This window comes from Fundidesulfovibrio sp. YSD1, from assembly GCF_055397115.1.
The window spans coordinates 2,137,910-2,163,372 of sequence record NZ_AP043666.1 but is presented as its reverse complement, the minus strand read 5'-3'; the positions used below and the strand labels follow the sequence as shown (position 1 = coordinate 2,163,372).

Below are 25,463 nucleotides of genomic sequence, written 5' to 3'. Positions count from 1 at the left end.
AGCCGCCCGGCTCCCGGGGAGCGCGTCCCACGGGAGCCGAAACATTGAGGTAAGTCCCGCCCGGGAGGCGGCAAGGGTCTAGCTGTCCAGGTTGGAGCTCTGCAGGGGTTTTTTGGGCGGCGGGGGCGGCGCGGCCGCCTCGGTGGGCACGGACACCGGGGCCGAGAACGCGCCCGATGTCTGGAACTGCATGCCGGTGTTCCACTTCTTGATGGGGCCGCCCGTGTCGTGGGCCAGGGCGGTCATGATCGCCCAGAGCGGATCCTGGGGCATGCGGCTCTCGCGCCTGAAGAGCACGAAGTCGCCGCTGCGGTCCGGGTCCATGCGCCCGGACTGGGCCATGGACCAGATGCGCTGGCCGGAGTTGACGTCGAAGATCTCGAAGGAGAACGACACGGACGAATCCGAGCGCGTGCCCCCGGCCAGGATGTAGGAGTAGCGGCCGATGACCACGCAGTCCGCGCCCCGGTCGCGCCCCACGAGGATGGCCTGCTCGCTGGAGAGGCCCTCGAGGTTGGGCTCGTAGTAGATGGAGGGGAAGACCTGGTCCTGCATCCAGGTGTTGGCGAAGACCTCGGTGAGCTGTTTCGAGATGTGCCTGGCGTTGGCCACGTCCTGCTGCACCGCGAACGGCAGCACCACGGCCTTGAAGGGCCTGCTGGGCGCGTTCAGGGGCTGCACGAACACCGAGGGGTTGTTGCGCTTCACGTGCACGTCCACGTAGAGCACGGACTGCTCGGTGATCTTCTGCTCGTAAGCGCAGGCCGAAAGCATGGCGGCAAGCGCCAGGGTCATGAGGATGCGTTTCATACTGTGCCCTCGCGGGTTTGTTGCCGGGGCGCCGTGCGCGAAACCAGCCCGGCTACTGGGGCCGCGTGGTGGGCGGCGGCGCGGTGGAGACGGTGTCCATGAGCTGCGTCTTTGAGTGCAACAGGCTCTCGCGCAGCTCCAGGCGCTTTTTCAGCGGCAGGAGCCTGAACTCCGGCTTGGAGGTCAATTCGTCGAGCTGGTCCATCTCCTCGCGGATGTTGTTGATCCGGTTCTGGAAGGACTTCTGGTCCGGCCACACGCGCGACGCGACCTCGGCCAGCTCCCGAAGCTCCCGGGAGAGGTCCCGGAAGGCCTTGGGGTTGGTCTCGCGATGCATGCGGCGGTGCGAGAACACTTTCTGTATGCCGCGCGACAGCCAGGAAAACATGCCGACCCTCCTACCTGCGCGTGATCAACACGTGCAACACGGCGAAGGAAGCCATGAAGTAGAGCGACCACTTCACCAGCACCGAGGCCAGTATCTGCGGATAGCCCGCCCGGTGCAGCTTTTTCAGGCCTATGGCCTGCAGCGTCATGTGCCAGATCAGCACTACCGGAATAAGATACGAATACGGCATTGGCAAGGCCGCCAGCAGCCAGGGGGTCCCGGCGTAGCACACGGTGCGGAAGGTCTCCTCGAAGGGCCTGGCGGCCGAGCGCAGAAGCCCCAGCAGCAGGTGCGTGAGCGACGAATCCAGGAACACGAAGGCGATGAGCGCCAAGGGCGCGAGCCCGAGGAGCGCGAGCCCGCCGATGGCCCCGGAACCAAGGCCCTGGAAGCCGTCGGTGCGCCCGAGTTCCGCGAGGTTGGGCCCGAGCCCGAAATAGTTCCAGACCACGCCCGCCAGCATGGCCATGACGCTCACGGCCATGGCGAAGAGCAGGGGCCTGAGCTTGCCCGAGGCGGGCGGCAGCTGGTCGAAGAAATCGCCCGGCTTCAGGAGCACGTTGCGCGCCGTGTTCAAAAAGGCCGGGACCACGCCGTAGTGCTCCAGCTGCTCCCACGGGGCAACGGTGTCCGGGTGGAAGGGGCGCGCGGGCCGGGGCTCGCCGTCCTCTTGCTGGCGGGAGGGCTTGGCGGCGGCCTTGGGGTCGGAGCCCATGGCCTGGAGCCTGGCCCAGATGTCGCGCACGGAGTCGTCCCCGGCCTGGGCCTGGGCCGGCTGATCCTCTTCCGGGGCGTCGCCCTCGGGGAGGCTCGCGGCCTCCTCCCTGCCCGGCACGCCGGGTTCGGGGCGGGTTTCCTCCTCGAAGGCCCTGGCATGCGCGGCGGGCCCCTCGATCACCGGCCCGGGGGCCTCGCCACCCTCGGCGGGTCCGGCCGGCTGGCGTCCGAACTCCATGCGCTCCCAGGGGGCGGGGGCTTCGTCGGGGAAATCGAGGGGCGCGGCTGGGGGCGGCGGCCGGTGGCCGGGCTGCGCCTGGGAGGCCAGCGCGTCCGCGCGCTCGCGCGCGGCCAGCGCCGCCGGGGAGGGCCGCATGGGCTCGCCCGGACGCTCCTCTCGCGCGTGCTCTCCGACCCCGGGGGCCTGGGGCTCCTGGCCCGGCCCGGCGTCCTGGGCCTCTTCGACCGAAGGCCTGCGCACGCGCCGGTACAGGCGCTCGGAAATCTGCTGCGTCTCCTCGCCGTGGCCGGGCTCCGGGTCGGGCAGCCAGCGGGCCTGGGGCCAGGACGGGACGTGCCCAGCGCCCTCCCGCTCGCCGGAGGCGGCCCTGGGCGCGCGCGGCAGCCTGGGCTCGAAGGGCGGCGCGGGCGGGGTCTCCAGGGGTTCGCGGTCCAGGGCGGTCCTGGAGGGCCGGGGCGGGTACACGGGTTCGTCGGCCCCGTAGCCGGGCGCGAAACCAGGCCCCGCGTCCTGGGCGGGCGCGGGCGAAGGGCCACGGAACCGGAAGCGGAACTGACACTTGGGGCAGGTGGCTATGCTCGAGTGGGCCGGGATCTTGTCCGAGGGAATGTCCCGGCTGTATCCGCATTGCGGGCAGACGATGCGCATCGTTAACCTTCATTGGCGGGCTTGAAGCCTCGAAAGCCCTTAGCCCGCCTCGGCCCGCAAATCAACGTCAAACCGGCGCGAACCGCACCGAGCCGGGCCAGGTCCCAACCAGGGGCGCGCTTCTCAGCCCCGCGAAGAACGCGAGCGGCAAGGCCGGATACTCCGCGCTCTGGCGGTGCGTGGCCTCGAGCCCCCCGGCCGCGTCGAACAGGGCGTGCTTGGCGGCCAGGGATTCGGCGTCCTTCATGAGGTCGCTCAGGTGCAGGATGTGCGCCCCCACCACGAGCCCGGTTGGCCCCGGGAGGCCCTCCAGGCGCTCGTGCACGGGGCGCGTGAAGCGCACGGAAGGCCCCGGCCGGAAGAGGCGCAGTTGCAGGTCGGGCCACAACCCCCACCCGGCCTTGGCCCCGCCCCGGGTCAGGGCCAGCCTGGGGAAGGCGAAGGCGTTCACTCCGCCCTGGGCCGTAAGCGAAGGCAGAAGCGCGGCGAGGGAGGGTTCCAGGCGCTCGTCGCCGTCCAGGTAGAGCACCCAGGAGGTGCGGCAGGCGTGAAGCATCCGGTTTCTCTGGGCCGCGAAGTCGTTTTCCAGCGGATGCGCGAAGTGGCGCACTGGGATGGGGCACGGCGGGACCTCCCCGGGCGGCTCCGGGCCGTCCCATACCACCACGGCCTCGCGGGCGAACGCGGGCAGCGAGGCGAGGAAGCCCGCCAGATCCGGCTCCCCTGGGTGCAGGATTGCCGCCACCGTGAGGTCCGGGGCCTGCCCCGCTTCCGGCTGCCCGGCCATGGGCTCGAAGGCCGCGTGGAGCTTCTGCAGGGCCTGAAAGTTCGCCCTGGCGCGGGCATCGTCGATCTCGGGGTTGAGCGCGCAAAAGGCGCGACCGCGACAAAGCCCAACGGAAAACAACAACCAGGCAAGAGCCACGGCCGAAGCGTCCGCGAGGAGCGGCAGGCCCCCCCCGTGGGCGCGCGCCTGCTCCGGGTGGAGCTCGCAGACCACCAGCTCGCACCCCGGAGGCAGCGTGCGCGCGAGTTCCCGGGCGGCCTCGCCGCGCCCGGCCCCGAGCAGCACGCACGCGCCCGTCCTGGCCGCCTGGCGCACGATGGGCGCGAGCGCGCCCGGCGGGCAGGGGCGCGTGGCGTACCCCCCTCCCCCGCCGCCCAGGCGGAAGGAGAGCATGGTCCGGGTGTAGGCTTCGAAGGCTTCCCTCATTTGCTTTCCAGAAGCTCCAGGTAGATGTCCCCAAGCTGGCGCGCCACCACCTGGGCGCGGTAGAGCCGCGCGGCCTTTTCCCGCCCGGCCTCGCCCATGCGCAAAGCCTCCCCGGGGTGCCGCCAGAGCCAGGCCTGGGCCTGGGCGTAGTCCTCGGCCGTGGCCGCCACGAGCCCCGTCACGCCGTGCTCCACGAGCTCCAGCTGGGCGTTGTCGCGCTCGCCACGGGCCGGGTGCGTCACCACGGGAAGCCCTGCGGCCATGGCCTCGGCAATGGCCATGCCAAAGGATTCCCCCGTGTCGTTGGCGTGCGCGAGGTGGCTTATGCGCGTAAAAAACCGCGCCAGGCCCGGGTCGTCCTCCACCGGCGGCAGGATCTCCACGTTTCGCGCGAGCCCGGCCCCGGCCACGAAGGCCTCGAACCCGGGGACCGCGCCGACCACGAGGAACTTGAACCCAGGTTCGGCGGCCTTGAGAAGCGGCAGCGTGGCCTCCACCAGCGTGGACCACTTGCCCGGGTCGCCCCGCGAGAGCCGCCCGGCCACGGGCGCGGCGAAGTCCCTCCCGGTGCGGCGCACCTGGGCGAAGAGGTCGGAGTCCACGGGGTTGTGGAGCACGCGGCAGCGCGAGAGGTCGGCTTCAAGGCCGTGATGGCGGGAGAAGCGCTCCAGGCAGAAGCGCGACACGAACAGGTGCATGTCGATCACGGCCCCGAGGGGGGAGCCGTCGAAGCGGCCGAAGACGTTGGTCTCCACCACGGCCCGGGGGCCGAAGCGCTTCACCGGGGCCAGGAGCTCGGCCTCGGGCCAGCCCGCCCGGTGCACGTGCACCACGTCGGGGCGCAGGCGCTCGAGCGCGGCGAGCAGGTCCCGGCCCACGAGCACGGGGACTCCGGCGGCCTTGAGCTGCGCGCGGCGCGGCCCGTCCTGGGGGCTGTGCACGAAGACCTCGAACCGGGAGCGGTCCAGGTTGGCGGCCATGAGCTGCATGGCCTTCTCCGTGCCGCCCAGGCCCAGGGACTTGACGGCGTGCAGCACGCGCACGGGCTTGGCTTGGGGCATGCGCGGTTATGGCCCGAATCGGCCCGCGCGTCCAGACGGGGAGGAAAAGCGGGGAGCCTGCCGCCCCCCGCGTCAGCCTGTCTGCTTCCTGGCCGAGTACGCGGCGAAGGCCCGGTGCATGGGCGCCCCTGCCGAGGGCGCGGCCCCGGTCATGGTGGGCGGCATGGGCGAGCCCGCGCGCGCGGCCTGGATTGGTGCCGGGCCGGTGGGCGCGAACTCCGGGGTGTTGATCTGGGAGAAGGCGTCGCGGATGCCCGAGAGCATGTTGATCACCTCGTCCACCAGGTTCTGGTCCATGCGCATGTTGGCCATGAGCAGCTTGGTGGAGCACAGAAGGTAGAGCTTGCGCAGGTTCTCCGCCACTTCGCCGCCCTTTTGCGGGTTGAGGCTCGACTGCAGCTCGGCCACCACGTCCAGGGCCTTGGAGATGAGGATGCCCTTCTTGGCGTAGTCCTTGGCGGCCATGCTCTCCTTGGCCTGGCGCAGGAACTTGATGCACCCGTCGAAGAGCATGATCAGCAGGTCTCCCTGGGTCGTGGTGGTCACCTGCGTCTGGAAATATGCTTGAGCGGCCTTTTGCATGACTGCCTACTCCTTGCCCAACTGGGCAATCTGGGACGAAAGCTGGGTCTGGATGGAGCTGTACTGCCCAAGCAGCGCGTCCAGCTTGGAGAACCTGTCGCGCATGTGCTTCTCCATCAGGGAGATGCGCCGGTTCTCGTTGTCGATCTTTTTTTGGATGTTGTCCGAAATGGTCACGTAGTTCTTCTGAAGGATGCCGAGCGGCCCGGTGTCAGCGTTGGTCAGGTCGGCGAGCTCGTCCACCAGTTCGGAGGTCTTGCCCAGGCGCAGGTTGACCTTGTGCGAGTAGGTCCCGTTGGTCAGGTTGTTCACCTTGACCACCAGACCGGCTTCGTCCTGGCCCGAGGCGCCGGTGATGAAGGCGGAATTGGAGCTGAAGGTCGCGGGGTGTCCGTTGATGGTGGTCGAGGTGATCTTGCCCCCGGCCACGGTGTAGTTGACCGTGTACTCCCCGGCCTTGGTGATGCCGTCGATGTAAGAGTTGTAGGTCATGTCCGCGCTGTTGGTGTCGCCCAGGTGGTTGGCCGAGAAAATCTTGCCCACCGAGTAGGCGTTGGAGGCCAGCACCTCGCGCAGGCGCTCCTCGTCGAGCAGGATCAGGCCCTGGGTGGCCGAGCCCTCGGTGGCGTCGGTGGAGAGGCCCACCGAGGCCACCGAGATGTAGTCGTCGCGGGTGCGGTCGAAGCCGACGCCCGGGGCGGCCGTGATGTTCTTCATGATGGAGTCGATGATCTGCAGGCCGTAGTTGCCCGTGAGGATCGACGCCTGCTTGGTGGTGGAGTCGTACTTGGTGAGTTCCTTGATCTTGGCGCGCACCTCGTTGACCTGGTCGATGAAGGTGCGCACGTTCTGCACCACGGCGTCCACGTCCGTGTTCACGGTGATGGTGCCCGCGCCCGAGGACTTGAAGTTGAGCGTCAACCCAGTGATCACGTCGGACACGGAGTTGGACGGCCGCGAGATGTAGGCGTTGGAGAGCGGCCAGCCGTCGATCTTGAACTTGGCGTCCTGGTTCTGCTGGGTGGTGGAGAACCCGGCCGACCCGTAGCCCGGCAGGGTGGTGCTGGGGGCGATGACTAGGCTCGCGTTGGAACCGGTGTCCAGGCCGCGCAACTGAAGGTGGTAGCGCGTGCCGTCGTAGATCGTGGAGGCGCGCACCCCGGTGTTGCCCGAGCCCGCGTTGATGATGTTCACCAGGTCGGTGAGCGTGGCCGTGGCCGGGACGGAGTTGGAGACGGTGACGCCCTTGTAGGTGTAGTTGAAGGTGGCGGAGGTGGCCAGGGAGTTGATGTCGTCGGTGAGCGTGGCCGGGCCCGAGGTGGTGACCATCATCTTGTTCTTGGCCAGCTGGACCACGCTGAAGGAGTGCGTGCCCGTCTCGGCCTCGCCCCCGGCCGTGGCCGTGAGCGCGCCCGTGTTGCTCGACGCGGCCGCCTTCTTCAGGAACTCGCTGATGGTGTCCATGCCCTGCAGGGTGCTGCGCAGGGTGAGCATGCGGGAGTTGAGGTCCTTGAAGGCCGTGTTCTTGTCCAGCCAGGATTTCTTCCAGGTTTCATAGGTCTTGACGCGGCTCTGTTCGACCTGCACGAGCTTCTTGATCATCGTGTCGAAGTCGGTGCCGCTGCCGAGGCCCGAGAAATACACCTGGCCCGATGTTGTTCCTGTAGTCACGTCTCCGATCGCCATGGCCTCACCCCTGGGAATTTTTTGCCTGGGCCTCACGCCTCGACAAGGGGGTAAGCAATCATCGCGCCGCCACCGAAAACGGCCGGACCGCTCGCGCGGCCCGGCCGGATTCTTCGGTCGGTTCAGCCGCTCCCGGCGTTAGCCGAGGAGCTGCATGGCCATCCTGGGCAGGCTGTTGGCCTGGGAGAGCATGGCCACAGCGGACTGGGTCAGGATCTGCTGGCGCACGAACTCCGTCATTTCGGTGGCCACGTCCACGTCGGAGATCTGCGACTCGGCGGCCTGGAGGTTCTCGGCCTGGATCTGCAGGTTCTGCACGGTGTTGGACAGCCTGTTCTGCAGGGCGCCCAGGTTCGCGCGGATCTTGTCCTTGGACACGATGGCCGTGTTCAGCTGGTCCAGGGCCTGCTGCGCCAGCTGCTGGGTGGAGATGGAGCGGCCGGCGGTGCCAGCGGCGCCCAGGCCCACGCCCAGGGCCGAAGCCGTGGAGGTGCCGATCTGGATGTAGTAGTAGTCCTCGGCGGACAGGTTGCCGGTGCCGAAGTGGACCTTCAGCTTGCCGGAGGCCACCAGGCCCGCCCCGCTGTGCGTGGAGGAGGAGAGGTTGCCGTTCAGCAGGTAGATGCCGTTGAAGTCGGTGGCGTTGGCGATACGGGTGATTTCCGAGGCCATGGCCTGATACTCGGAGTCGATGATCAGACGCTGGTCAGAGGTGTAGGTGCCCGTGGCCGCCTGGGTCGCCAGTTCCTTCATGCGGATGAGCTTTTCGTCGATGACGCCGAGGGCTCCGTCCGCGGTCTGGATCAGCGAGATGGCGTCGTTGGCGTTGCGCACGCCCTGGTTGAGGGAGGCGATGTCGGCGCGCATGAGTTCGCGCACGGCCAGGCCGGCGGCGTCGTCAGCGGCGGTCCCCACGCGAAGGCCGGAAGACAGGCGGCGGGTCGAAACGCCCAGGCTGCTGTACGATTCCGACAGGTTGCGCGAGGCATTCATTGCCATCAAGTTGTGGTTGATAACGAGAGACATGGTTCTTCCTCCGTGAAAGAGATTGGCATCCTTGCCGTGCGCTCGCGCCGGGACCCTTTCCCTTTCGTCCGGGTCCCTGACCCGGCCGTGGCGCGGCGACTTTGACCTTCATATCGTCCTCCCCGGAATTTCCTTTAGGGGCTTCCCGCGATTTCGGGCGCGAAAAAGCCGGGCCGCTTTCGCGGCCCGGCTCCACGGAGGAAGGGGGAGTCTCTCTTTCCCTCTTCCAGGAAGAAACGCTTGCTAGCCCAGAAGCTGCATGGCCATCCTGGGCAGGCTGTTGGCCTGGGAGAGCATGGCCACGGCGGACTGGGTCAGGATCTGCTGGCGCACGAACTCCGTCATTTCGGTGGCCACGTCCACGTCGGAGATCTGCGATTCGGCGGCCTGGAGGTTCTCGGCCTGGATCTGCAGGTTCTGCACGGTGTTGGACAGCCTGTTCTGCAGGGCGCCCAGGTTCGCGCGGATCTTGTCCTTGGACACGATGGCCGTGTTCAGCTGGTCCAGGGCCTGCTGCGCCAGCTGCTGGGTGGAGATGGAGCGGCCGGCGCTGCCGGAGGCGCCCATGCCCACGCCCAGGGCCGAGGCCGTGGCCGTGCCGATCTGGATATAGTAGTAGTCCTCTGCGGAGAGGTTGCCCGAACCGAAGTGCACCTTCAGCTTGCCCGTGGAGTTGATGCCCGCGCCGTTGTGCGTGGCGGCCGAGAGGTTGCCGTTCAACAGGTAGATGCCGTTGAAGTCGGTGGCCTTGGCGATACGGGTGATCTCCGAGGCCATGGCCTGGTACTCGGAGTCGATGATCAGGCGCTGGTCCGAGGTGTAGGTGCCCGTGGCCGCCTGGGTCGCCAGCTCCTTCATGCGGATGAGCTTCTCGTCGATGACGCCCAGCGCCCCGTCCGCGGTCTGGATCATGGAGATGGCGTCGTTGGCGTTGCGCACGCCCTGGTTGAGCGAGGCGATGTCGGCGCGCATGAGTTCGCGCACGGCCAAGCCGGCGGCGTCGTCGCCCGCGGTGCCCACGCGCAGGCCCGAGGACAGGCGGCGGGTCGAGACGGCCAGGTTCGAATACGAGTCCGCCAGGTTGCGGGCGGCGTTCTGGGCCATCAGGTTGTGGTTGATAACCAGTGACATTGCGATTCCTCCTTGAATTGCGGTGGCATCCTTGCCTTGCGCCGCTTCTCCCCTCCCCCCGGAAGGAAGAGCCGCGCTTCTGCACCCTTTCTGGCGTACTTATCGTTTACGCGGGGCGGTTCTTTAGGGCGCCACCCGGAGAAAACACGAAAAACCACGGCAAGCCGGCCCAAGAAATCGAGCCAACCTGCCGTGGTTAAAAGATATTTTATTTTTTTATTTTTTCACGAGAAGAAGCGAGAAATAGGGCGGCCTGTCCGGGCAATCCCTAAGCCCGCGCACCACGGCCTCGCCCTCCAGGCCGCAGCGGCTCACCAGCACGGCCTTGTCCGCCAGGCCCATGGAGGACAGAAGCGCCTTGAGCGCGGGAAAGCTCTTGTAGGCCTTGAGGATCACCGCGCCGTCGCAGGCCTCCAGGGCCCTGCGCAGCCGGTCGGGGTCGTCCACGCCCGAGAGCACGGCCAGGCTCTCGCCGGACTGGGCCAGGTCCACCCCGGCCACGGCGGCCGAGGCCTGGATGGAACTCACGCCCGGCACCACCTCGATCAACGCGCCCGGCTCGATCTCGAGCATGGTCCGGCGCAGGTAGACGAAGGTGGAGTAGGTCATGGGGTCGCCCAGGGTGATGAAGGCCGCCCTCTTCCCCTGGGCGAGCGCCTCGAGCACGGTCCTGGCGCTTTGTTCCCAGGAGGCGCGCAGCACGGATTCGTCGCGCGTCATGGGAAAGCCCAGGCGCACCACGGGGGTGCCCGGGCGCACGTGGGCCCCGGCTATGGAGAGCGCCAGGGAGTGGTCGTTGCCTGATGACGACGCGGCAAAGACCACGTCCGCCGAATTCAAGACCCTCGCCGCCTTCAGGGTGACGAGCTCCGGGTCGCCCGGGCCCACCCCCACCGCGTGCAAAACGCCGGGCGCGCTCACTGGGGCAGCCCCCCGGGATAGAGCGCGGCGGACACGGCGGCCACGCCCTCGAGCAGGCGCGGGGTCGGGCGGCCCACCAGGGCCTCGTCGATCAGGTGCACGCGGCCTTCGCGCACGGCCTTGAGCGTGGAAAGCCCGGGAGTGCGCGCGATCTCCTCCGCGCTCACCGGGTTCATGGGACCCTTCTGGGCCAGATACGCATCCATCCTGTCTCCAAGGGCCACCACCCGCTCGAGCCCGAAGGAGGCGATGTTCGTCTCCCCCACGGGCGGCGCGTCGGCGGCCAGGTTCACTGCCCCGGCGCTCTCCAGCACGTAGGCCGCGAAGGACCCGGGGCTTATGGTTTTCATCTGGCGGTGGATGGACTCGAAGAACACGCGCTTGCGCTTCTCTTCGGGTATCGCCGCCGCCTTTTGGCGAAGGGCCGCCATCTCCCGGCCGAAACTCAGGGCCATCTCGCGGGCCTGGGCTTCGCGCCCGGCCAAGCGGCCGAGTTCGAGCCAATACTCCTCGAGTTCCCCCACGGACCCGGGCTGGAGGCAGGCCACGCGGATGCCCAGGCGCTCCAACTGCTCCAAAAGCCCGGGCCGGGTCACGCGGTGCATGGGCCTGGCCAGCACCAGGTCCGGGCGCAGGGCCGCGATGGCCTCGGCCCCGTCGCGCGCCCCGACAACGGGCGCGTCCACTCCGGGCAGGGGTTCGCTGACGCCCACAAGAAGCCCGGCCGCGCCCATGGCAACGAGGTTCTCGGCGTGGGCAGCGTACAGGCTGACCACGCGAGGCTCCGCGCCGCCTTGCGCCCAGGCCGGAAACGCCAGGGCGAGCGCCAGAACCAGCGCGGCGAGAAGGCGCACGGGCCTCACGCTTCCTCCAGGAATCTCACGTTGCCATCCTCCACCCGGGCGCGCACGCCGAAGACCCCGGCCACGGTCCCGGGGGTGAGCACCTTATCCGTGGGGCCGTGGGCCGCCACGCGCCCGTCCTTCAGCATGAGCATCCTCGGGCAAAACATGGCCGCCAGGTTCAGGTCGTGCAGCACCACGGCCACGGCCGCGCCCTGCCCCGCCCTTTGCGCCAGGGCCTTCATGCAGGCCAGGGCGTGACGGATGTCCAGCCCGGCGGCCGGTTCGTCCAGGAGAAGCGCCGCGCCGGGGGGGCTCCCAGCCTGGGCCAGGGTCCTGGCCAGGGCCGCCCTGCGCCGCTCCCCGCCCGAGAGCTCCCTGAGCGGGCGGTCGGCCAGACCGGCCACGTCCATGGCCTCCATGGCCGCCCGGGCCAGGGCCTCGTCCTCGGGCGACGGTTTGCCGAAGCGGGCCATCCAGGGGTGGCGGCCCATGAGCACGCCCTCGCGCACGGTGAAGCCGAAGCGCTCCCCCGAGTCCTGGGGCGCGTAGGCCACCAGGCGGGCCAACTCGCGGCGGGAATAATCGCCCACGCGCCGCCCGGCAAGGAGCGCCTGCCCGCCGTCCGGGGCGAGCATGCCCGCCATGCAGCGCACGAGCGTGGTCTTGCCCGCGCCGTTGGGGCCCACGATGGCCAGGAAGTCCCCAGCCTGGAGCTCAAGGTCCACCCCGTCGAGGACCACTCCCCGCCCCAGGTCGACGCGCAGGCCGCGCGCCTCAAGCACGGCTCCTGCTCCTTATGAAGAGAAAGCAGAAGTACGGGCCGCCGAGCATGGCCGTGAGCACCCCCACCGGCACCTCGTGGGCGAGCAGCGCGCGCGAGGCCGTGTCCGCCGCGAGCAGGAGGAGCATCCCCCCGCCCACGCAAACGGGCAGAAGCCTGGGGTGCGACGGCCCCACGGCGAGGCGCGCCACGTGGGGCACGATGAGCCCCACGAAGCCCACGATGCCCGACACCGCCACGGAACACGCGGTCATGGCCGAGGCCGCGCACAGAAGCGCCAGGCGCACCCGGCCCACGGGCACGCCGAGCGCCCGGGCCTGCTCGTCGCCAAGGCACACCGCGTCCAGGTCCCGGGCGAGAAACACGGCCACGGGCAGGCCCAGGCCCAGCCCCGCCCAGGCGATCGCTGCCTCGGCCCAGGTCTTGGCCGAGAGCCCGCCCATGAGCCAGAACACCAGCCCGGCCACGTTCTCACCGGCCAGGAACTTCACGAACCCGATGGCGGCCTGGAGCGTGGCCGCCACCATCACCCCGGCCAGAACCAGGGTCACGGCGTCGAACCCGCCCCCTGCCCGGGCCATGAAGAGCACCACGGCCAGGGCGCACGCGGCCCCGGCCAGGGCCCACGCGGGCACGGAGAGCACGCCCAGGCCCGTGAACCCGGCCATGAGGCACAGGCAGGCGCCCAAGGCCCCTCCGGCAGAGACGCCCAGGGTGTAGGAGTCGGCCAGGGGATTGGTGAGCACGCCCTGGAAGACCGCCCCGGAGAGCGCCAAGGCCCCGCCCACGGCCAGGGCGGTCATGATGCGCGGCAGGCGCACGTCCCAGACCAGGGCGCGTGCGGCCTCGGGCACGGCGTCCATGAGCCCGTCGAGGCCCAGGAGCCTGCCCGCGAGCACGCGCGCCGTGTCCAGGGGGTCCACCGGCACGGCCCCGCTCCCGGCCGCCAGCAGCACGAGCGCGGCCAGCGCCGGGATCAGAAGGGCCGGCGCGCGGTTCACCTGGCCTTGGCCATGGCCGCCTTGGCCCGCTCCACTATCATGTCCGCGAAGGCGTCGGACTCGCCCAGGCCGCGCATGCGGCAGTCCACCCTGTACCCGGCCTTCTCGAAGAGCGTCTTCCAGGATTCGGGCTCGGGGCCGCAAAGGTCCTCCTCGGCGTGCACCCCGGCCCCGAAGAGCAGCGGGTAGATGATCACTTTCTTCCTGCCGGATTTCTTGAGCCCGGCCAGCACGTCCTCGACGCCGGGGCTGGACTCCATGGTGGCGGCCAGCACCGTGACCCCGGGGTAGGCCTTGGCCATGGCCGCCTGGAAGGCCTTGACCTCGGTGGCTGGCCATTTGGGGTTGCCGTGCGCGCCGTAGACCAGGGCCGCGCCCTGCTCCCTGGCCTGGGCGGCGTCGCCCGCCAGGGCCTCGGCCGTTTCCGCCAGGGCCTTGGGGTCGCCGCCGCGCGTGCGCCCGAGGGCCGTCTCGCCGAGCACGACCTTGCCGAACGGCGGCTTCTCGATGCCTTGCTTGTTCAGGGAGTTGAGCGCCGCGGCAAGAGCGGCCATGTCCTTGTATTCGGAGCCCGCGCTCACGTGCAGGGGATGCACGAACACATTGGAGCAGCCCTCGTCGGCCAGCTGGGCCATGGCCGCGAGCAGCCCCGGGGCCTTGAGCGTGGCCACGGCGTGACGGCTGGTCAGCCCCACCTTCACGGGCACGCCCGGGAAGGCGGCCTCCATGCGGGCCTTGACCTTCTCCACCCCGGCCATGCCCTGGGGCTTGGTGGAGCCGAACGCGGCCAGGACGATGCCCCACCTGGGCGGCTGCTTGGGTTGGCCTGCGGCCAGGGCCGCGGACTGGAGGGCGAAAAGGACGAGAAATACGGATACCGCCAGACGCTTCATCGTTTCCTCCTCGGGAAGTGATGGTTTTGGCCATCCTGCGAGGCGAAACAGGCACGCCCGGCGCGGGGCGGCTCCGCCTTTGGGGAGGGAGCTTCCTGTGTGCGCTTGGAGATAGGCATGTGGCCGCTGTACCTCGCATGGCCGACACGGATGAGGCCTGGGCAGGTCTTCTGGCTCACGGATCAGCCTACTCCCCGCGCCTTCCCGCCTTGCGGCAGTGGCGTGAGCGGGTTTCGTCCCCGTATACAGCGGCGGGACCGCTCCGGTTTCGCACCGGATTCCCTTTTAGCGCCCCGATGGGCACCCAGGCAGGCCTTGAGCTAGGACAAACGGGGCGGGATGTCAAAGGCGGGGATACGTGCGGGGCGCCGCCCCGAACCACGCAAGGGCTCCGCCCTTGACCCGCCGGGGGCAGGGCCTGCCCCCGGACCCCGGCGATTCGCTTCGCGGGTTTCACCCTTGCCGTGACGTGTCGCGGCAACCGGTGGTCGACGCGAAACTATAGCGGGGTGCAGGGCAGAACCCTGCCAGGATGGTGTCCGGGAAGGCTAAAGCCTCCCCGAGACACGGCTATTTCTTCGCAGGCCTCTTGAACCAGGCCACGATGCCCACGAGCCCGACGATCCAGCCGATCCCGCCCACGATGTCGCGCAGGCGGCCGGTGCTCTCCTGTGCGGCGAGCTTGGCGAGCTCCAGGCGCAGCGGGGCCAGCTTCTCCTCCACGGCCTTGGCCGTGGCGGCCTCCACCAGGGACGTAAGCGCCGCCTCGTCGATCCCCTGGGCCACTGACGGGGTCGGCTTGGCCTGCGCGGGCGGCGAGGCGGCGGCCTGGACCGGCGCGGGAGCTTTTCCGCCCAGGTCGGCGGCCGTGAGGGTGAAGTCGTTCTGGTGGCCTTCCCCGGCCTTGAGCACCACGCGAAGCGGCGGCTCGGCCCCGGCCGGGACTGGCACGGAGAACGACCCGTCCGCGCCCGTGCGCGCGGAGGCCACCAGCGCGCCCCTGGCGTCCAGGACCTCCACAGGGCAGTTCATGGCCTTGCCCCCGCCGCCGAAGTAGCCTTCGCCCGTGATCACGCCGCGCTCCGCCACGGCGAAGACGTTCACCTTGTGGGCAAGGGCCGCGCCCCCAGTAAGGGACGCGGCCAGGAGCAGGGCGGCCAGGCAGGCCAGGATCTTTCGAGCGTTCAAGAATATCCCCCTATTTGCCGGGCGCGGGGTGGAAGTACACCCAGATGACCCCGCCGAGCTCCACGGCCTTGTCCTTGCCGTCGTGCTTCATCTTGGCGTCGTCGTCGGTGAGCGCCGCGAAGCCCCACCAGCCAGCCCACGGGGCCGCGTAGGTGAACACGCCCGCGCCGTCGGTCTTGACCACCTGGGTCACGTAGGCGTCGTCCGGGGCCTTGAGCGCGCCGTCCTTGTTGAAGAACTCCACTTCCACCTCGGCGTTGGCCAGAGGCTTGCCTTTGAAGAGCACCTTCCCGGTGAAGGCGTTGCCCGCGTACAGGGCGAAGGGCTTGACCATGGGCACGATCTCGAGCTTGTACCCGGCGGGCTTGTCCCAGCCCTCCTCCTCGCCGAGCGCGCCGATGACGGTCTTGGTGATGTGGATGATGAACTTGTCCTCGGCGGGCTCCCAGTAGGCCGGGGGCGTCATCACCAGGGCCGTCACGCCGGGCTTCTTCACGGCGTAGTCCGCCTTCCAGGCCTTCTTGCCGTCGATGTCGGCCTGGACGAGCGCGGAAGAGACGTCCTGCTTCTTGCCGTCAACGACCGCTTCGAGCCTGGGCTTCTCCAGGCTCATGCCCTGGTTCTCCATGGGGTGCCAGAAGCGCAGGTCCAGGCTCACTGACTTGGGGCCGTCCTTGGTGACGATGTTCTTGTCCGGCACGGCCATGCCGAAGTGGGCCCGGGCCGGGGAAGCCAGGGCAAGGGCGAACACGAGGACGAGGAACGCGGAAACGTGCGGTCTGACGAACATGCAGGCATCTCCTTGTGACATGAATTGCCTGTTCGTGTAACCAAGCAAACACGAAAAGGCAATGCGTGCCACGCGGTGCGGGCCGCTTATTTCGCGGCGAGCAGCGCGCGCCAGTCGCCCCCGGCCATCTTGGCCAGGGCCGCGCGGATCACCTTGTCGTAGGGCACGCGCTCGAACTGCCTGTCGCGGTAGATCGCGTCCATCTCGGCCAGGACCACGTCCGGCGGCAACGGGGCCAGGGGCTTCAGGCAGCCTTGGCCCGCCGGGGTGTCTCCGTACTTGTCCAGGCACTGCTGGTAGACCATGTCCCCGAAGCCCTCCACGAAGAACTGCTTCTGGTGCTGGGCCGAGTCGAGCCAGGTGCGGGCGTAGGTGGGGCCGGAGCCCGGGACCTGGCGGGGCACCAGGGCGTCCAGGTCGATGGGCGCCAGCCAGGGGCGGTCGAAGAGGATCATCTGGTCGAACTGGGGGTCGCGCACCTCGGAGCCCTTCTCCACGAAGGAGACCCCGGTGTCCTGGGCGTGGGTCAGGGCCTGGAGGGCCACGGAGGAGATGGGCTTGCGGGCGTACATGGGGTCGCGGGAGAGGTGGTCCATATTGGTCACGGCCTGGTCCACGCGGATGCGCGCGAGCTTCGCCGCCCCGGGCTGGGCCTGCGAGAAGGCCGAAGCCCCGGCCGCCGCGCCGGTCATGTAGGCCATGCGCGCGTCCTGGGGCAGGCGCGGCCACTGCCCGGCCTGCACGGGGTCGCCCGCCCGGGCCAGGGTGGGCGTGAGGAGGCTCAGGGCCAAGAGGGCGGTTGCGAGAACGCGCATGCGGGGTCCCCTTTCGTTGGCGGTTTGCACCGGAAGGGATCGCTCCGGCGGTCCACTGAGGTAGCGCATGGGCACGCGCCTGTCGAGGCCGGGCCTTGCGGAGGGGACTGGACTCCGCAGAGTGCATTTTGAATTCAAAATTCATATTGACCGGCCTTGGCCCCGGGGCTACGCTCGAGCCCATGAAGACAGGCACCCCCGGCGCGGCCCGGGCCAAGGCCCGGCCCATCGAGCACGAGAACCTGGACGACAAGGTCTACGGCCAGGTGCGCGACATGATCGCCTCCGGGCAGTTCGAGCCCGGGGCCCGCATCGTCCAGGAGGACCTGGCCTCGGAGCTCGGCGTGAGCCGCACCCCCCTGGTCAACGCCCTCAAGCGCCTGGCCCAGGACGGCCTGCTGGAGTGGGTGCCCAGGCGCGGCATCTACGTGCGCGGACTGGACCCGCCCCGGATGGTCGCGCTCTACGAGGTTCGCGAGCGCCTGGAGCCGCTGGCCGCCCGGCTCGCGGCCACGGCCGTGAGCCGCGAGGAGGCCCTGGAGATGCGTCGGGACTGGCAGGCCATGGCCGGCCTTCCGGACACGCCCGAGGCGCACAGGCTGTTCATCGACCGCGACAGGCGCTTCCACCGCAGGCTGGCCGAGCTCTCGGGCAACCCCTACCTGCTCGCGGCCATGACCCCGGTGAACATGCTCGCCTCGGCCTACCTGCACGGAAACCCGCGCCCGTGGGACGATACAATTCCCGATCACTTATCGATAATCGAGGCCCTTGCGGCAGCCGACCCGGACGCGAGCGAGGAGGCCATGCGCCGCCACATCGCCCAGTCCCTGGAGGAGCTGCGCGCCCAGGCCGGCCCCGGCAACAGCTGACAAACCGCGCATCCCAAGGAGGACGCCCATGCCCAGATTCGCGGCGAACCTGACCATGCTCTTCACGGAGCTGCCCTTTCTCGAACGCTTCGCGGCCGCCCGGGAGGCGGGCTTCAAGGCCGTGGAGTACCTCTTCCCCTACGACCACGAGCCCGCCGTGCTGGCCGGGCTTTTGAAGGAGAACGCCCTCGCCCAGGTGCTCTTCAACCTCCCGGCCGGGGACTGGGCCGCGGGCGACCGGGGCATCGCGGCCGACCCGGCCCGCACGGCGGAGTTCGCCCAGGGCGTGCCCAGGGCGATCGCCTACGCCAAGGCTCTGGGCGTGGCCAACGTCAACTGCCTGGCGGGCAAGACCCCGGCCGGGGCCTCGCCCGAGGCCTGCCGCGAGGCGTTGGTCTCGAACCTGCGCCTGGCGGCCGACGCCTTCGCGCCGGAAGGCCTGACGCTCCTGGTGGAGTTCATCAACCGCAAGGACATCCCCGGGTTCTTCCTGCACTCCTCGGCCCAGACCCTGGAGATACTGGACGAGGTGGGCAGGCCCAACGTGAAGATGCAGTACGACGTCTACCACGCCCAGCGCGAGGAAGGCGAGCTCGCGGCCACCATCCGCGCGCACCTGGGCCGCATCGGCCACGTGCAGGTGGCGGACAACCCGGGCCGCAACCAGCCCGGCACCGGCGAGATCAACTACCCCTTCCTCTTCGCCGAGCTCGACCGCCTGGGCTACCAGGGGCACGTGGGCCTGGAATACATCCCCCTGCCCGACACCCGCGCCTCGCTCGGGTTCGCTGCCCGCATGGGCTACCCGCTCTAAACGACCGCAAAGGAGCACGCCATGAAACGTATCGGATTCATAGGGCTCGGCATCATGGGCAAGCCCATGTGCCTCAACCTGCTCAAGGCCGGATACCCCCTCACTGTTTACAGCCGCACGGCCAAGGACGTGGACGCCGTGGTCTCGGCCGGGGCCAATGCGGGCACGTCCCCGGCGGACGTGGCCTCCCGCTCGGACATGGTCATCACCATGCTGCCGGACTCGCCCCAGGTGCGCGACGTGCTCACCGGTCCGGGTGGCGTGATCGAGGGGGCCGCGCCCGGCTCCATCGTGGTGGACATGAGCTCCATCGCCCCCCTGGCCGCCCAGGAGATCGCCGCGGCGCTCAAGGCGCGGGGCATACGCATGATGGACGCCCCCGTGAGCGGCGGCGAACCCAAGGCCATCGACGGCACGCTCTCGGTGATGGCCGGCGGCGAGCAGGCCGACTTCGACGAGTGCCTGCCCGTGCTCAAGTCCATGGCCGCCTCGGTGGTGCGCGTGGGTTCGGTGGGCGCGGGCAACGTGACCAAGCTGGCCAATCAGATCGTGGTGGCCGTGAACATCGCGGCCATGTCCGAGGCCCTGGTCCTGGCGGCCAGGGCCGGGGTCAACCCCGAGCTGGTCTACCAGGCCATCCGGGGCGGGCTCGCCGGAAGCACCGTGCTGGACGCCAAGGCCCCGCTGGTCATGGACGGCAAGTTCACGCCGGGTTTCCGCATCAAGCTGCACGCCAAGGACCTGCGCAACGTGCTGGAGACCTCGCACGAGCTGAGCGTCCCCCTGCCCGTCACGGCCCAGGTGATGGAGATCATGCAGGCGCTCAAGGCCGACGGCCTGGGCGACGCGGACCACGGGGCGCTCATCCGCTACTGGGAGAAGCTGGCCGGAGTCGAGGCCAGGAGGTAACGATCCGCACCGAATGAAAAGGGCGGGGCCGCGCGGCCCCGCCCTTTTTTCACGCCCTGCCCGCGCGCCCGGCCGCCAGGCGGTCGCGGACCACGTACGCGAGCATCAAGGCGAAGAACACCGCCTCGAGCCCGAGAAGCACGGGCTGGTCGTGCAGGATATAGAAGTGGCGCAGGCTTTCCGCCAGGTCGAACTGGTACCCGATGGGCGCGGGCTGGAAGACGAGCACCTGGCGCAGGCGCAAGGGCCACAGGAGCGTGCGCAGGTCCAGCTCGTCCAGGGCCAGGTGCAGGAGGTAGAAGAAGAGCGCGAGAAAGCCCGCGCGCACGGGCCTTCGCGCCCCCACGCCCCAGGCGCAGGCGCAGACCAGGAGCCCTACGGCCGCGCCCGAGAACACCGAGTGGGCGTAGCCGCTGGACGACAGCCCGAAGAAGAACGACGGCGACTTGTCCAGGATGTCCGGCAGGTAGGCCAGCACGAACACCAGCACTGGGCCGGGCGCCCGGCTCACGCCGAGCGCGCGCCAACCCACGTACGCCGCCGGGAAATGACCCAGGACCACCCGGGCGCTACCGCATGGGCCGGATGCGCACGTCCACGCCGGGCACTGCCTTGAGCATGGCCTCCAGCTTGGCCATGTCCGTCTCGCCGGTGTGGTACGGGTAGAGGATGCCCGGCTTCAAAAGCTTCGCGGCCTCCACCGCCATCTCGGGCGTCATGGTGTAGGGCAGGTTCACGGGGATGAAGGCCACGTCCACGCCCGCCAGGGCGGCCATCTCGGGGATGTCCTCGGTGTCGCCCGCCACGTAGACCTTCTTGTCCCCGAAGGTGATCACGTAGCCGTTGCCCACCCCCTTGGGATGGTAGAACTCGCCCTCGGGGCGCTTGTGCACGCGGTTGTAAGCGGGAACGGCCTCGATGGCGAAGCCCTGCTCCGTGAACTTGTCGCCGTTCTTCACCACCTTGGCCCCCTTGACCTGGGCCCCGGCGTTGGCGTTGGCCACGACGGGCGCGCCGGGCTTGGCGGTCAGGGCCAGGGCCTCGGGGTCCAGGTGGTCGCGGTGCTCGTGGGTGATGAGCACCAGGTCCGCCTTGGGCAGGGCCGCGTAGTCGCCCACCTTGCTCCAGGGGTCCACCTGGATGACCTTGCCCTTGTACTCGAAGAACACCGAGCCGTGGCCCACGAAGCCGATCACCAATTCACCGTCCGAGGTCGCCATCCGGTCCGTGGTGACCGCCGACGCCAACCCCTGCCCGAGAACCGCGAACAGGGCCGCCGCGAAAAATGCCGTCTTGAGGATCATGGTTTGCTCTCCTTTTCCTCGTCACCATATGCATTCACTTTCCCGGGGGCGCAAGGGGCGGCGGCCCGGCCCGCATGCGTCTGGCCTTTTCTCGCGGGAACGGATAATCATCCCCAAGAGCGCGACGCCCATGGAGGGACGAATGTGGATCTTCACCCGTGACGGGTTTTATTCGGTGGCCGCCACCAAGTTCTGCGAGCCGGGCGACGTGGCCGTCCGGGCCAGGAAGAAGGAGCACATCGAGAGCCTGATGAGCCGTCACGGCATCACCGCCGACATCCTGACCTTCCCCAGCTCCGACTACCGCTTCCGCATCCAGATCCCCCGCGAGCAGTGGGCTCAGGTCATGCACGACGAGGCGGCCTCCATCGACTACAACTCCTTCAAGGACGCCATGGCGGGCGCGGGGGCCTCGGCGGACTACCTGCGGGCCATGTTCGCCACCTGGGCCGTGATCCACAAGATACAGGACCAGGAGCTCCCCCACGACTGACAAGGCCCCGAAAGGGGCTTTTTTCGTTGCCGCGAGGCTTGGCCACGGGTATGGACCAGGGTGAAACCCCGAAGCCAGGAGACCCGCCAATGATCGACACCATCGCGCAACTGCTCGGCGCCGAAGCCAAGTCCCTGCTGGAACACACCTGCGCCACCGTGCCCCAAAAAAGCCTGCACCTGCCCGGGCCGGACACCGTGGACCGCGTCTACGCGGCCACCGACCGCCCCATCCCGGTGCTGCGCAGCATCCAGGCCCTGTGCTCCGCCGGGCGGCTCTCCAACACGGGGTACCTCTCCATCCTGCCCGTGGACCAGGGCATCGAGCACTCGGCCGGGGCCTCCTTCGCGCCCAACCCCATCTACTTCGACCCCGAGAACATCGTGAAGCTGGCCCTGGAGGCCGGATGCAACGCCGTGGCCTCCACCCTGGGCGTGCTCGGGGCCGTGGCGCGCAGGTACGCCCACAAGATCCCCTTCGTGCTCAAGATCAACCACAACGAGCTGCTCACCTACCCGGCCAAGTTCGACCAGGTCATGTTCGCACAGGTGGAGCAGGCCTTCGACATGGGCTGCGCCGCCGTGGGGGCCACCATCTACTTCGGCGCGCCCGAGGCCACCCGCCAGCTCCAGGAGGTCACCCACGCCTTCGCCAGGGCCCACGAACTGGGCATGGCCACCATCCTCTGGTGCTACACGCGAAACCCGGGCTTCGTGAAGGACGGGGTGGACTACCACGCCGCGGCCGACCTCACCGGCCAGGCCAACCACCTGGGCGTGACCATCCAGGCGGACATCATCAAGCAGAAGCTGCCCGTGAACAACGGCGGGTACAACGCCGTGAAGTTCGGCAAGACCGACAAGCGCGTCTATTCCGAGCTGACCACCGACCACCCCATCGACCTCTGCCGCTACCAGGTGCTCAACTGCTACTCGGGGCGCATGGGGCTCATAAACTCGGGCGGGCCGTCCTCCGGGGCCTCGGACATGGCCGAGGCCGTGAAGACCGCCGTGGTCAACAAGCGCGCGGGCGGCATGGGGCTCATCTCCGGGCGCAAGGCCTTCCAGCGGCCCATGGAGGAGGGGGTGAAACTTTTGAACGCCATCCAGGACGTCTACCTCTGCAAGGACGTCACCATAGCCTGAAACGGGAAAACCGGGGGGAGAAGCCTCCCCCCGGTTCTTCAGCCGAGCTTTTCGAGCACCTTCACCTCGGCCCCCGCCACCAGTTCCCCGGCGGCCTCCCGCCAGGCCGACAGGTGCGGCGCGGCCAAGTGCGCATCCAGCATTTCCCGGCTCTCCCAGGCTTCGTAGAAGACGAACGTCCCGGGCTCGTCCAGGCTGCGGTGCAGGTCGTACGCGAGGCACCCCGGGTCCTGGCGCGAGGGCTCCAGAAGCCCGCGCAGCCAGCCTTCAACGGTCTCCTCGCAGCCGGGCCTGGCCGTTATCACGGCCACCACGTTCACAACGGACATCGCGCCCTCCCGGCTCAGTTCTCGCCCGGCACGGGCAGCTTCGGGTACGCGCCCAGGTTGGGCTTCACGGCCCTGCCCAGCCAGTCGATGGCCTGGCCCAGGTGGCGCATGTTGCGCATGCCTTCCGCGTCGCCCTCCACCTCGCCCGGGTTCAGGCCGAAGCCCAGGTTCCAGTAGGACGACCCGGGCACGATCATGCCCGACATCAGGTACATGTGGTTGATGCTGTCGAAGGCGTGCGTGCCGCCGCCACGCCGCACGGCCACCACGGCCGCGCCGATCTTGCCCGCGAAAAGCATGCCGTTGGCGATGGCCACCAGCCCGGAGCGGTCGATCACGGCCTTGAGCTCGGCCGAGACGTCCGTGAAGTAGGTGGGCGTGCCCATGATTATGGCGTCCGCCGTGACCATCTCGGCCATGCAGTCGTTGAACGCGTCGTTTTTTACCGCGCAGCGCCGGTCGCGGTTCTCGAAGCACTTGTAGCAGGCGATGCAGCCCCGGACCTTGGCCCCGCCGACCTGGACGAAGCTGGTCTCCCATCCGGCGGCCTCCAGGGGCGTGAGCGCCTCCCGGAGCAGTCTTTCCGTGTTGCCGCCCTTGCGGGGGCTTCCGTTGATGGCGACGGCCTTCATGCGTCTCCTCCTTGGGTGGTGTCGCGGGCGCTTGACGTCCCGTCATTGGGCGACATATGCAGGGAACACGCTTAAAGCGCAAGTACTGTCTGAAATGTGCCATACTTACATTTTGTATAGCGTGAGGTGAGAGGCGTGATCCAGCCCTGCAAGGACAAGCAGCTCGGGGACAAGGTCTACCGCTGCTATTTCGAGCTTACTCTCCAGGTGATGGGCGGCAAGTGGAAGCCGGTGATCCTCTACCACCTGGCGGTGGAGGGGGTGATGCGCTTCAGCGACCTGCGGCGCAGCATTAACGGCGTGACCGAGAGGATGCTCGCCAGGCAGCTGCGCGAGCTGGAGGCGGACCGCATCGTGAACCGCAAGGTCTACCGCGAGGTGCCCCCGCGCGTGGAGTACTCGCTCACGGAGATGGGCCAGGGGCTAATACCGATCCTCAAGGAGCTGCGCGACTGGGGGGCCGTCTACGAACAGCGCATGGGCGGGGCGGACCTGTTCGCGGGCGAGGGGTACGAGCGCCCGGAGAGCGGGCGCAAGGTTTCCGGGGCGTAGTCCGCGCCCCGGGGCGAGGTGCTGCCGGGCGGAGCGCGCTGCGGTTTCCCCGGGAGGAGGCGCTACGCCCCGGAGTCCAGGAGCTCCTTCAAGACCACGGCGTTGTTTCGCGCCTCGTCCTTGGCCGCGAAGACCAGCGTGACCGTCCCGGCCGCGGCCTCGCGGCGCAGGCGGGCGAGCAGCTCACGCGCCTCGGGGCGCCCCAGTTCCAGCAGGTAGCGTTGCCTGAACTCCTCCCAGCGGGCCGGGTCGTGCCCGAACCACTGGCGAAGCCCGGTGCTGGGGGCCAGGTCCCTGAGCCAACCGGCCAGGGCGGCTTTCTCCTTGCTCGTGCCCCTGGGCCAGATCCTGTCCACCAGGTAGCGGGAGCCGTCCTCTGGCGTTGCCGGTTCGAAGGCGCGCTTGATGGCGATCACGGACGTCCCTCCCGGCGGGCCTAGTTCTCCCGGCCCTGCTTGAGCTTCTTGCCCACGTTCCAGCACCCGCCGAGCAGGCCGCCCAGGCCGTAGTAGGAGAGCGTGCCCATGTCGAACAGGAGCGGGCGGACCCTGGCCGGGTCCACCTTGCCCTTGTCCGTGAGCACGTCCCCGTCCGCCCAGGTCTTGACGATCTCTCCCACGAACACCTCGTGGGCCGGGAAATCCATCACGGCGTGCAGGCGGCACTCCATGCACACGGGGCACTCCCGGATGAGCGGCGCGTGCTCGAGCTCGCCGGTGAACAGCGTGAAGACCTTGGACTTGTCGGTGTTCTTGCCCGTGACGATGCCCACGTAGTCGGTCTCGGCCATGAGCGCCTCGCCGGGCACGTTCACGCTGAACTGGCGGTGCGCGTGGATGCCCTGTCCGGAGTAGTGGCTCTTGTTGATGCCCACCGAGATGTACTGGGGCTGGCCGTGGTTCATGATGCCCACGTGGGCCACGGCCAGGAAGTTGGGGCGGCTCTCCACCACGGTGCCCACGATGGTGGTCAGGGACGGATAGAGCGCGTTGGCTGGGCCGAGGTCTTTTTTCATGGCGTAAGCTCCCTTGCGGCCGCTCACATGCCCGGCTTCTTGCCGGGGGCCGCTCCGGGACCGGGCCTCTGGCCCATGTCCGGGATGTTCATGCGCTGGTAGCCCTGGGGCACCTCGAAGAGCTGGTTGTCCAGGGGCTTCTGGCTGATGTTCTTGTATTCCACGGTCATGGTTTCCTTGCCGCTCACGAATACCGTCTTGATGGGGTAGTCGAGCTTGAGCGCGAACCAGCCGGTCATCTCGCCCTGGCTCTTGTCCTTGAAGTCGAACACGCGCTTCTCGCACTCCCAGCCGTCGAGGGTCTCGCGCCCGAGCACGCGCCACTGTCCGAGTTCGCCGGGCTTGCCGGACATGGTTTCGGGGGCGAGCTTGGCCGGGTCCACGCGGGTCTCCATGTACATGCGCGTCTGGGGCTGGAGCATGATCATCCGGCCCTTCACCGGGTCGGAGATGACCACCTGGCTCACTCCCTGGACCGTGGATTCCATGCGCACCTTGCCGTCCTTGACGGCGGCCTTGCCCGAGAGCAGGGGCTGGCCGTTCAGGGTCTGGGTCATGTCGGCCGTGAAGTCGGCGGCCAGGGCCGGGACCGCGATTGACGCCGCCAGCAGCAGGGCGGCAACGACTCTGAGCGCTTTGGTCATGGTGGTGTTGTCCTTTG

General features: G+C 68.9%; 29 protein-coding genes, 1 pseudogene and 1 riboswitch. Of the genes and pseudogenes, 6 read left to right on the top strand and 24 right to left on the bottom strand.

Features of this window, described 5'->3' with window-relative positions; translation table 11 throughout:
• Positions 1-78 precede the first annotated feature (78 nt).
• From ACZ5V4_RS10090 to ACZ5V4_RS10010, 17 genes are all read right to left on the bottom strand, one after another.
• Positions 79-810 (bottom strand): hypothetical protein, encoded by a 732-nt coding sequence (locus ACZ5V4_RS10090; protein WP_464314725.1) that lies wholly within the window; start codon positions 808-810, stop codon positions 79-81.
• A 52-nt stretch (positions 811-862) separates the two neighbouring features.
• Positions 863-1,198: a hypothetical protein gene (locus tag ACZ5V4_RS10085; RefSeq protein WP_464314724.1), complete on the bottom strand. Its 336-nt coding sequence runs from the start codon at positions 1,196-1,198 to the stop codon at positions 863-865.
• 10 nt (positions 1,199-1,208) lie between these two features.
• Positions 1,209-2,804: a YIP1 family protein gene (locus tag ACZ5V4_RS10080; protein ID WP_464314723.1), complete on the bottom strand. Its 1,596-nt coding sequence runs from the start codon at positions 2,802-2,804 to the stop codon at positions 1,209-1,211.
• Positions 2,805-2,871: 67 nt separating this feature from the next.
• Positions 2,872-4,017 (bottom strand): glycosyltransferase family protein, encoded by a 1,146-nt coding sequence (locus ACZ5V4_RS10075; protein WP_464314722.1) that lies wholly within the window; start codon positions 4,015-4,017, stop codon positions 2,872-2,874.
• The gene (locus tag ACZ5V4_RS10070; RefSeq protein WP_464314721.1) at positions 4,014-5,078 is read right to left on the bottom strand and encodes a glycosyltransferase family 4 protein; all 1,065 of its coding nucleotides are present in this window, start codon (positions 5,076-5,078) and stop codon (positions 4,014-4,016) included. Before ACZ5V4_RS10070 ends, ACZ5V4_RS10075 begins: the two co-directional genes overlap by 4 nt.
• Before the next feature lie 72 nt (positions 5,079-5,150).
• Positions 5,151-5,660 carry a flagellar export chaperone FliS gene (gene fliS / locus ACZ5V4_RS10065; RefSeq protein WP_464314720.1) on the bottom strand — a complete coding sequence of 170 codons (510 nt, stop codon included), beginning with the start codon at positions 5,658-5,660 and terminating at the stop codon, positions 5,151-5,153.
• A gap of 6 nt (positions 5,661-5,666) precedes the next feature.
• Positions 5,667-7,346, bottom strand: a complete 1,680-nt coding sequence (gene fliD / locus ACZ5V4_RS10060) for a flagellar filament capping protein FliD (protein WP_464314719.1) — start codon at positions 7,344-7,346, stop codon at positions 5,667-5,669.
• Positions 7,347-7,484: 138 nt separating this feature from the next.
• On the bottom strand, positions 7,485-8,372 hold the full coding sequence (locus tag ACZ5V4_RS10055) for a flagellin N-terminal helical domain-containing protein (RefSeq protein ID WP_464314718.1): 888 nt from the start codon (positions 8,370-8,372) through the stop codon (positions 7,485-7,487).
• Between the two features lie 243 nt (positions 8,373-8,615).
• Positions 8,616-9,503 (bottom strand): flagellin N-terminal helical domain-containing protein, encoded by an 888-nt coding sequence (locus ACZ5V4_RS10050; protein WP_464314717.1) that lies wholly within the window; start codon positions 9,501-9,503, stop codon positions 8,616-8,618.
• 216 nt (positions 9,504-9,719) lie between these two features.
• The gene (gene cobI / locus ACZ5V4_RS10045; protein WP_464314716.1) at positions 9,720-10,424 is read right to left on the bottom strand and encodes a precorrin-2 C(20)-methyltransferase; all 705 of its coding nucleotides are present in this window, start codon (positions 10,422-10,424) and stop codon (positions 9,720-9,722) included.
• Positions 10,421-11,287: an ABC transporter substrate-binding protein gene (locus ACZ5V4_RS10040; protein ID WP_464314715.1), complete on the bottom strand. Its 867-nt coding sequence runs from the start codon at positions 11,285-11,287 to the stop codon at positions 10,421-10,423. Before ACZ5V4_RS10040 ends, cobI begins: the two co-directional genes overlap by 4 nt.
• On the bottom strand, positions 11,284-12,051 hold the full coding sequence (locus ACZ5V4_RS10035) for an ABC transporter ATP-binding protein (protein WP_464314714.1): 768 nt from the start codon (positions 12,049-12,051) through the stop codon (positions 11,284-11,286). The genes ACZ5V4_RS10040 and ACZ5V4_RS10035 overlap by 4 nt, the downstream gene beginning before the upstream one ends.
• Positions 12,044-13,051, bottom strand: a complete 1,008-nt coding sequence (locus ACZ5V4_RS10030; RefSeq protein ID WP_464314713.1) for a FecCD family ABC transporter permease — start codon at positions 13,049-13,051, stop codon at positions 12,044-12,046. The genes ACZ5V4_RS10035 and ACZ5V4_RS10030 overlap by 8 nt, the downstream gene beginning before the upstream one ends.
• Positions 13,048-13,944 carry a sirohydrochlorin cobaltochelatase gene (locus ACZ5V4_RS10025; protein ID WP_464314712.1) on the bottom strand — a complete coding sequence of 299 codons (897 nt, stop codon included), beginning with the start codon at positions 13,942-13,944 and terminating at the stop codon, positions 13,048-13,050. The genes ACZ5V4_RS10030 and ACZ5V4_RS10025 overlap by 4 nt, the downstream gene beginning before the upstream one ends.
• A 143-nt stretch (positions 13,945-14,087) precedes the next feature.
• Positions 14,088-14,267: riboswitch (cobalamin riboswitch) on the bottom strand.
• Positions 14,268-14,514: 247 nt separating this feature from the next.
• Entirely contained in the window at positions 14,515-15,132 is a 618-nt protein-coding gene (locus ACZ5V4_RS10020) for a hypothetical protein (RefSeq protein WP_464314711.1), read from the bottom strand.
• A gap of 10 nt (positions 15,133-15,142) precedes the next feature.
• Positions 15,143-15,922 carry a DUF4198 domain-containing protein gene (locus ACZ5V4_RS10015; RefSeq protein WP_464314710.1) on the bottom strand — a complete coding sequence of 260 codons (780 nt, stop codon included), beginning with the start codon at positions 15,920-15,922 and terminating at the stop codon, positions 15,143-15,145.
• Positions 15,923-16,008: 86 nt separating this feature from the next.
• On the bottom strand, positions 16,009-16,737 hold the full coding sequence (locus ACZ5V4_RS10010; RefSeq protein WP_464314709.1) for a hypothetical protein: 729 nt from the start codon (positions 16,735-16,737) through the stop codon (positions 16,009-16,011).
• A 182-nt stretch (positions 16,738-16,919) separates the two neighbouring features.
• Here ACZ5V4_RS10010 and ACZ5V4_RS10005 point away from each other — a divergent pair, with 182 nt between their 5' ends.
• The 3 genes and pseudogenes from ACZ5V4_RS10005 to garR all read left to right on the top strand — a co-directional run.
• On the top strand, positions 16,920-17,609 hold the full coding sequence (locus ACZ5V4_RS10005) for a GntR family transcriptional regulator (protein WP_464314708.1): 690 nt from the start codon (positions 16,920-16,922) through the stop codon (positions 17,607-17,609).
• Between the two features lie 28 nt (positions 17,610-17,637).
• Positions 17,638-18,423, top strand: a complete 786-nt coding sequence (hyi, locus tag ACZ5V4_RS10000) for a hydroxypyruvate isomerase (RefSeq protein WP_464314707.1) — start codon at positions 17,638-17,640, stop codon at positions 18,421-18,423.
• A gap of 18 nt (positions 18,424-18,441) precedes the next feature.
• Positions 18,442-19,332, top strand: a pseudogene (gene garR, locus ACZ5V4_RS09995) (2-hydroxy-3-oxopropionate reductase); the annotation flags it as partial.
• Positions 19,333-19,381: 49 nt separating this feature from the next.
• Here the strand turns inward: garR and ACZ5V4_RS09990 are convergent.
• Entirely contained in the window at positions 19,382-19,864 is a 483-nt protein-coding gene (locus ACZ5V4_RS09990) for a hypothetical protein (RefSeq protein ID WP_464314706.1), read from the bottom strand.
• 37 nt (positions 19,865-19,901) lie between these two features.
• Positions 19,902-20,636, bottom strand: coding sequence for an MBL fold metallo-hydrolase (locus ACZ5V4_RS09985; RefSeq protein ID WP_464314705.1), 735 nt, complete (start codon positions 20,634-20,636; stop codon positions 19,902-19,904).
• A 142-nt stretch (positions 20,637-20,778) separates the two neighbouring features.
• On the opposite strand from ACZ5V4_RS09985, the gene ACZ5V4_RS09980 reads away from it, so the two are divergent.
• Together ACZ5V4_RS09980 and ACZ5V4_RS09975 are read left to right on the top strand one after the other, a co-directional pair.
• Positions 20,779-21,129, top strand: a complete 351-nt coding sequence (locus tag ACZ5V4_RS09980) for a hypothetical protein (RefSeq protein ID WP_464314704.1) — start codon at positions 20,779-20,781, stop codon at positions 21,127-21,129.
• Between the two features lie 89 nt (positions 21,130-21,218).
• The gene (locus ACZ5V4_RS09975) at positions 21,219-22,274 is read left to right on the top strand and encodes a class I fructose-bisphosphate aldolase (RefSeq protein ID WP_464314703.1); all 1,056 of its coding nucleotides are present in this window, start codon (positions 21,219-21,221) and stop codon (positions 22,272-22,274) included.
• A 38-nt stretch (positions 22,275-22,312) separates the two neighbouring features.
• On the opposite strand, the gene ACZ5V4_RS09970 is transcribed toward ACZ5V4_RS09975, so the two are convergent.
• On the bottom strand, positions 22,313-22,603 hold the full coding sequence (locus ACZ5V4_RS09970) for a putative quinol monooxygenase (protein WP_464314702.1): 291 nt from the start codon (positions 22,601-22,603) through the stop codon (positions 22,313-22,315).
• 14 nt (positions 22,604-22,617) lie between these two features.
• Entirely contained in the window at positions 22,618-23,235 is a 618-nt protein-coding gene (locus ACZ5V4_RS09965) for a flavodoxin family protein (RefSeq protein WP_464314701.1), read from the bottom strand.
• Between the two features lie 135 nt (positions 23,236-23,370).
• On the opposite strand from ACZ5V4_RS09965, the gene ACZ5V4_RS09960 reads away from it, so the two are divergent.
• Positions 23,371-23,787, top strand: a complete 417-nt coding sequence (locus ACZ5V4_RS09960) for a winged helix-turn-helix transcriptional regulator (protein ID WP_464314700.1) — start codon at positions 23,371-23,373, stop codon at positions 23,785-23,787.
• Positions 23,788-23,849: 62 nt separating this feature from the next.
• On the opposite strand, the gene ACZ5V4_RS09955 is transcribed toward ACZ5V4_RS09960, so the two are convergent.
• From ACZ5V4_RS09955 to ACZ5V4_RS09945, 3 genes are read right to left on the bottom strand one after another with little or no spacing between them, the layout of a single operon-like run.
• Entirely contained in the window at positions 23,850-24,203 is a 354-nt protein-coding gene (locus ACZ5V4_RS09955; protein ID WP_464314699.1) for a DUF488 domain-containing protein, read from the bottom strand.
• Positions 24,204-24,223: 20 nt separating this feature from the next.
• The gene (locus tag ACZ5V4_RS09950; protein ID WP_464314698.1) at positions 24,224-24,802 is read right to left on the bottom strand and encodes a flavin reductase family protein; all 579 of its coding nucleotides are present in this window, start codon (positions 24,800-24,802) and stop codon (positions 24,224-24,226) included.
• Positions 24,803-24,825: 23 nt separating this feature from the next.
• The gene (locus ACZ5V4_RS09945; protein ID WP_464314697.1) at positions 24,826-25,446 is read right to left on the bottom strand and encodes a DUF4412 domain-containing protein; all 621 of its coding nucleotides are present in this window, start codon (positions 25,444-25,446) and stop codon (positions 24,826-24,828) included.
• Positions 25,447-25,463 lie beyond the last annotated feature (17 nt).

Excerpts from the sequence above, each read along its gene's own strand:
- ACZ5V4_RS09980 (WP_464314704.1), top strand. The coding sequence starts at position 20,779 with ATGTGGATCTTCACCCGTGACGGGTTTTATTCGGTGGCCGCCACCAAG.
- ACZ5V4_RS10055 (WP_464314718.1), bottom strand. The coding sequence starts at position 8,372 with ATGTCTCTCGTTATCAACCACAACTTGATGGCAATGAATGCCTCGCGC.
- ACZ5V4_RS09985 (WP_464314705.1), bottom strand. The coding sequence starts at position 20,636 with ATGATCCTCAAGACGGCATTTTTCGCGGCGGCCCTGTTCGCGGTTCTC.
- ACZ5V4_RS09945 (WP_464314697.1), bottom strand. The coding sequence starts at position 25,446 with ATGACCAAAGCGCTCAGAGTCGTTGCCGCCCTGCTGCTGGCGGCGTCA.
- ACZ5V4_RS10090 (WP_464314725.1), bottom strand. The coding sequence starts at position 810 with ATGAAACGCATCCTCATGACCCTGGCGCTTGCCGCCATGCTTTCGGCC.
- ACZ5V4_RS10075 (WP_464314722.1), bottom strand. The coding sequence starts at position 4,017 with ATGAGGGAAGCCTTCGAAGCCTACACCCGGACCATGCTCTCCTTCCGC.
- hyi (WP_464314707.1), top strand. The coding sequence starts at position 17,638 with ATGCCCAGATTCGCGGCGAACCTGACCATGCTCTTCACGGAGCTGCCC.
- ACZ5V4_RS10025 (WP_464314712.1), bottom strand. The coding sequence starts at position 13,944 with ATGAAGCGTCTGGCGGTATCCGTATTTCTCGTCCTTTTCGCCCTCCAG.
- ACZ5V4_RS09975 (WP_464314703.1), top strand. The coding sequence starts at position 21,219 with ATGATCGACACCATCGCGCAACTGCTCGGCGCCGAAGCCAAGTCCCTG.
- fliD (WP_464314719.1), bottom strand. The coding sequence starts at position 7,346 with ATGGCGATCGGAGACGTGACTACAGGAACAACATCGGGCCAGGTGTAT.
- ACZ5V4_RS10015 (WP_464314710.1), bottom strand. The coding sequence starts at position 15,922 with ATGTTCGTCAGACCGCACGTTTCCGCGTTCCTCGTCCTCGTGTTCGCC.
- ACZ5V4_RS10085 (WP_464314724.1), bottom strand. The coding sequence starts at position 1,198 with ATGTTTTCCTGGCTGTCGCGCGGCATACAGAAAGTGTTCTCGCACCGC.
- ACZ5V4_RS10010 (WP_464314709.1), bottom strand. The coding sequence starts at position 16,737 with ATGCGCGTTCTCGCAACCGCCCTCTTGGCCCTGAGCCTCCTCACGCCC.
- ACZ5V4_RS09950 (WP_464314698.1), bottom strand. The coding sequence starts at position 24,802 with ATGAAAAAAGACCTCGGCCCAGCCAACGCGCTCTATCCGTCCCTGACC.
- ACZ5V4_RS10080 (WP_464314723.1), bottom strand. The coding sequence starts at position 2,804 with ATGCGCATCGTCTGCCCGCAATGCGGATACAGCCGGGACATTCCCTCG.
- ACZ5V4_RS10070 (WP_464314721.1), bottom strand. The coding sequence starts at position 5,078 with ATGCCCCAAGCCAAGCCCGTGCGCGTGCTGCACGCCGTCAAGTCCCTG.
- fliS (WP_464314720.1), bottom strand. The coding sequence starts at position 5,660 with ATGCAAAAGGCCGCTCAAGCATATTTCCAGACGCAGGTGACCACCACG.
- ACZ5V4_RS09970 (WP_464314702.1), bottom strand. The coding sequence starts at position 22,603 with ATGTCCGTTGTGAACGTGGTGGCCGTGATAACGGCCAGGCCCGGCTGC.
- ACZ5V4_RS10005 (WP_464314708.1), top strand. The coding sequence starts at position 16,920 with ATGAAGACAGGCACCCCCGGCGCGGCCCGGGCCAAGGCCCGGCCCATC.
- ACZ5V4_RS10050 (WP_464314717.1), bottom strand. The coding sequence starts at position 9,503 with ATGTCACTGGTTATCAACCACAACCTGATGGCCCAGAACGCCGCCCGC.
- ACZ5V4_RS09965 (WP_464314701.1), bottom strand. The coding sequence starts at position 23,235 with ATGAAGGCCGTCGCCATCAACGGAAGCCCCCGCAAGGGCGGCAACACG.